Source organism: Flavobacterium sp., assembly GCF_040402835.1.
Classification (GTDB): domain Bacteria; phylum Bacteroidota; class Bacteroidia; order Flavobacteriales; family Flavobacteriaceae; genus Flavobacterium.
The window spans coordinates 1-4,428 of the sequence record NZ_JBBALW010000053.1 but is presented as its reverse complement, the minus strand read 5'-3'; the positions used below and the strand labels follow the sequence as shown (position 1 = coordinate 4,428).

The window sequence follows — 4,428 nt, the reverse complement described above, 5'->3', positions numbered from 1 at the left end:
CAATTCAATTACTAAAATTTAGTTCGTTTAGAAGTTTTTAGACGAACTGACGTTAATGGCAATACTCCGAAGCCCTACGAACAGCGACATTGTAATATTGTTTTTCCTTTTCTATTCCAATTGATTTGCGATTTAATTTAATGCAAGCCAAGTTTGTTGTTCCAGATCCCATTGTGTTGTCTAAAACCATATCGTTTTCATTAGTATAGGTTTTTACAAGGTATTCTAACAGCTCCAAAGGTTTTTGTGTAGGGTGCATAGGTTTATTATCTTTTGAAAATTTTTGAATCGAAACAGGTAATAATTTGTCCGCTTCGTAATTAGTTGAAACACCACCTTGTTTTATTTCTCCAACAGTTTCTCCACCTTCGTTTTCTCTTTGATACTTGTATAAACTTCTTTTTTCAATACCTTTTGGGTTTTGTATTTTTTGAGGATTAAAAACTGATTTTTGTTTACAAAATACAAGTATATTTTCGTGTCGCCTTAATGGTTGGTGCGAAGCATTTAACATACCAGTTGCTTTTACCTTGTCCCATATCCATTCATATTTAAACATTTTTGGATTGCTCATAACTAAAGCACTTGTAAATGGTTGTGAAGCAGTCAAAACTATTGCACCATTATCTTTAATAACTCGGTTGTACTCATTCCAAAGTAGTTCAAAAGGTAAAACACTATCCCATTTGCAGTTAGTCGTTCCATAAGGCAAATCGCAAATAATAGCATCAATTGACTTGTCCTCAATAAAAGGAAAAACATCAAAACAATCAGCGTTCACAAAAGTACTGCCACTAACACGGGTTTGGCAAAATGGCTGTTCAGTAATTCTATCTAACATTCGTTTTTAATTTTAAAGTTTAGTAATTCTATTGAGCTTCGGGTTCAGCCACTTCGCCAAGCCGAGAACCGTTAGCACTCACCCTAAAAGACCGACACGACCGACAACAAACGAACAGAAAAATGCCAATGCATCGCAAAATTAAAAGAGCTGTTTTTCCTTCCACAAGCCGACCCAAAACAGCACATTTAATTTTGCCCGAAACACCTAAGCCCACCCACCACCCAAAAATTGTTGAAAACTTCTTTGGACTTTTTTTGTCCATAAATTTTTTATTATTATTTTTGGACATTATTTGACCAATATGCCAACGATAAAGAAAACAAAATCATTTGGAGAACATCTTAGACATCTAAGAGAGGAAGCGGGCTTGACTTTGAAATTTGTTTCAGAGCAAATTAGTATTGACACTTCACTTCTAGCTAAGATTGAACGCAACGAAAGACAGCCGACAAAGCAAATTATTAAGCAAGTTGCTGACTTTTTTAAAGTTGACGAAAAAGAATTGCAGAATGATTTTTTAAGTGATCAAATCGCTTACAAAATTCTTGACGAGGAAGCAGATTTAAGTATCTTAAAAGTTGCTGAGGAAAAAGTGAAATATCTAAAAACTGTTCACAATGGAAAATGAAATTAAAGTCGTAGAATTATTTGCAGGTGTTGGAGGCTTTCGTCTTGGACTTGAAGGATGGAATGGAAAATCTGCATCATCAGGTTACAAAAAAGATATAAAATCACCTTACAAAATAGTTTGGAGTAACCAATGGGAACCATCTACCAAAATGCAACACGCTTCCTTGGTATATGAAAATCGTTTTGGGAAAAATGGTCATTCAAATGAAGACATTTCGCAAGTTGATGTTTCGGTAATTCCCGACCACGATTTATTAGTTGGTGGTTTTCCTTGTCAAGACTACTCTGTTGCAACGACCTTAAAAAATTCAAAAGGACTTATAGGAAAAAAAGGAGTTTTGTGGTGGAGTATTCACAAAATAATTTCAGAAAAACAGAATAAACCAAAATATTTATTCTTAGAAAATGTTGACAGACTTCTCATTTCTCCATCAGGGCAAAGAGGACGAGACTTTGCAATTATCTTGCACAGTTTAAATGAATTGGGCTATGCTGTAGAATGGAGAGTTATAAATGCAGCCGATTTTGGAATGCCACAAAGACGAAGAAGAATTTTTATTTTAGCATATCTCCAAGGAACAAGCATTTATGAAAGTTTAAAGGAAGTCACACCAACTGAATGGATTTTAGAAGAAGGGACTTTAGCAGAAGCCTTACCTGTATCAGCTGAAAACTTTTTGTTCCCAATAGAATTTATACTTAAAGGAGATATTGTTTCAATTTCTGAAAATTTCAACAAAGGCGGAACAACAGGACTTTTTGAAAATACGGGAGTAATGATTAATGGCTTGGTTACAACAATAAAAACACAGCCCAGCTATGAGGGCAAGTTCACAATTTTAAGAGACCTAATTCAAAACGGAGAAGTAACATCAGAATTTTATATTGACAAAAACGACCTTGACAAATGGGCGTATTTAAAAGGACCGAAAAAAGAAATGCGAACAAACGCACAAGGTTTTGAATATAATTATAGTGAAGGTGGAATGATATTTCCTGACCCTTTAGACAAACCTTCTAGAACAATAATCACAGGTGAAGGCGGAAAATCTCCATCAAGATTTAAACACGTTATTCAAACTCCAAAAGGTTACAGAAGACTTGCACCAGTTGAACTTGAACGATTAAATATGTTTCCTGACGACCATACAAAACTTGACGGAGTTTTAGATACAAAACGAGCTTTTTTTATGGGAAACGCATTAGTTGTCGGAGTAATTGAAAAAATTGGAATTGCTTTAAATCAGAAAATTACGAATGAAGTTACCTTACAATCCGAAAGATAAAAAATCAGTAATTGATTATGCTAAGTTGCTTAAAGGAAAAACTTTAAGACAGATTTGCGACCCACTTATTTTAGAACACAATTACACAGGTAAAGGAAACTTCGGGCAAATACTTGAGAAGTTTTATTTCGGTTATGACCCAAATTCCAAATCAGAGGCAGACTTTTTTGAGATTGGAATGGAGCTCAAAACATCTCCTTTAAAGCGATTAAGAAATAATGAATATCGTTCCAAAGAGCGATTAGTATTAAACATTATCAATTATGTTGAAGTTGTAAATCAACAATTTGAGAAGAGTGATTTTTGGAAAAAAAATGCAAACATTCTTTTGATATTCTATTTGCATCAAGCAGGTTATGACATTTTGGATTACCTTATAAAACTTGTTGATGAATGGAATTTTCCAAGCACCGATTTAGAAATCATAAAAAAGGATTGGGAGTTAATCAAACAAAAAATTGCTGACGGAAAAGCACACGAACTTTCTGAAGGTGATACCTTTTATTTAGGTGCTTGCACCAAAGGTGCAAATGCTTCATCTGTTAGGAAACAACCATTTAATGACATTCCTGCAAAACAAAGAGCATACTCGCTTAAACAAGGTTATGTTAATCATATTATTGCTTCAATTGCCAATGAAGCAACAGGAATTTATGGCAAACTAATTCCATCAGTTGCAGTTGCAAAAAAGCAAACAATTGAAGAAGTTGTAATTGCTAAATTCAAACCTTATTACGGAAAAACAATTGAGCAAATATTAGCTATTACAGGAGTTAAAATAAACACAACTGCAAAAAGTTTCTACGCAAGCCTTACAAAAGCAATCCTAGGAATTGAACTCGACAAAGAAATTGAAGAATTTGAAAAGGCTGAAATCATAGTAAAAACAGTTCGACTCAAAGAAAACAATTTACCGAAAGAAGATATTTCGTTCCCAAATTTCAAATACGAAGAAATAGTGAATGAAAATTGGGACGACTCCAATTTCAAAGACATTTTAGAGCATAAATTTTTGTTTGTGTTCTTCCAATTTGAAAATGAGCAATTAGTTTTGAGAAAAGTGAAGTTTTGGAATATGCCTTATGCTGACATTCTTGAAGCAGAGAAAGTTTGGGCAAAAACTAAATACATAGTTTCAAAAGGCAAAATAGTAAAGGAAATTGTAGGAACAACTCGTTACACAAACTTCCCTAACAAAGCTTTCAATTCAGTTTCACACGTTAGACCACACGCTACAAACGCAGCCGACACACATCCTTTGCCGACCAAAGACAAATTGACGAAAGCAAAAGAATATACGAAACATTGTTTTTGGCTAAACAACACATATGTAAGAGATGAAATTTATTTAAAATAGCCAACGCATTTGGTAGCACATTTGCAGTTTTTCCAACAGCACAAAGCCAAACAAAAAACAGCAAAAGAGCCACCAAGCAAATGCACCAAGACAGACCAAAATGACAACTAATATAAACGATAGAAAAGAAGGGCGAAGTGCTAACAGCACCTACAAAAAATTGGCGGTTCAGTGGTTAAATGAAGCTTTGTGCTTCGTATCAAGTTCAGTGGTGGCAGACAGTTTTCGTCTTCGAAATCGCCAACTTCTTGTAGCTGCGGAACGTCAAACTGTCTAATAACCTCTCTTCTTCCTGTTAATACATTTGTATT

5 protein-coding genes are annotated in these 4,428 nt (G+C 34.4%); 4 read left to right on the top strand and 1 reads right to left on the bottom strand.

The window, feature by feature from the left end; translation table 11 throughout:
- Positions 1-52: 52 nt before the first annotated feature.
- The gene (locus AC9UEH_RS11435; RefSeq protein ID WP_509531983.1) at positions 53-841 is read right to left on the bottom strand and encodes a DNA-methyltransferase; all 789 of its coding nucleotides are present in this window, start codon (positions 839-841) and stop codon (positions 53-55) included.
- Between the two features lie 304 nt (positions 842-1,145).
- Here AC9UEH_RS11435 and AC9UEH_RS11430 point away from each other — a divergent pair, with 304 nt between their 5' ends.
- The 4 genes from AC9UEH_RS11430 (at position 1,146) to AC9UEH_RS11415 (ending at position 4,394) form a co-directional block, all read left to right on the top strand.
- On the top strand, positions 1,146-1,472 hold the full coding sequence (locus AC9UEH_RS11430; protein ID WP_509531980.1) for a helix-turn-helix domain-containing protein: 327 nt from the start codon (positions 1,146-1,148) through the stop codon (positions 1,470-1,472).
- Positions 1,462-2,760, top strand: a complete 1,299-nt coding sequence (gene dcm / locus AC9UEH_RS11425) for a DNA (cytosine-5-)-methyltransferase (protein ID WP_509531978.1) — start codon at positions 1,462-1,464, stop codon at positions 2,758-2,760. Before AC9UEH_RS11430 ends, dcm begins: the two co-directional genes overlap by 11 nt.
- Positions 2,732-4,117 (top strand): Sau3AI family type II restriction endonuclease, encoded by a 1,386-nt coding sequence (locus AC9UEH_RS11420; RefSeq protein WP_509531975.1) that lies wholly within the window; start codon positions 2,732-2,734, stop codon positions 4,115-4,117. Before dcm ends, AC9UEH_RS11420 begins: the two co-directional genes overlap by 29 nt.
- A 100-nt stretch (positions 4,118-4,217) precedes the next feature.
- Positions 4,218-4,394: a hypothetical protein gene (locus tag AC9UEH_RS11415; RefSeq protein ID WP_509531972.1), complete on the top strand. Its 177-nt coding sequence runs from the start codon at positions 4,218-4,220 to the stop codon at positions 4,392-4,394.
- Positions 4,395-4,428: the final 34 nt, after the last annotated feature.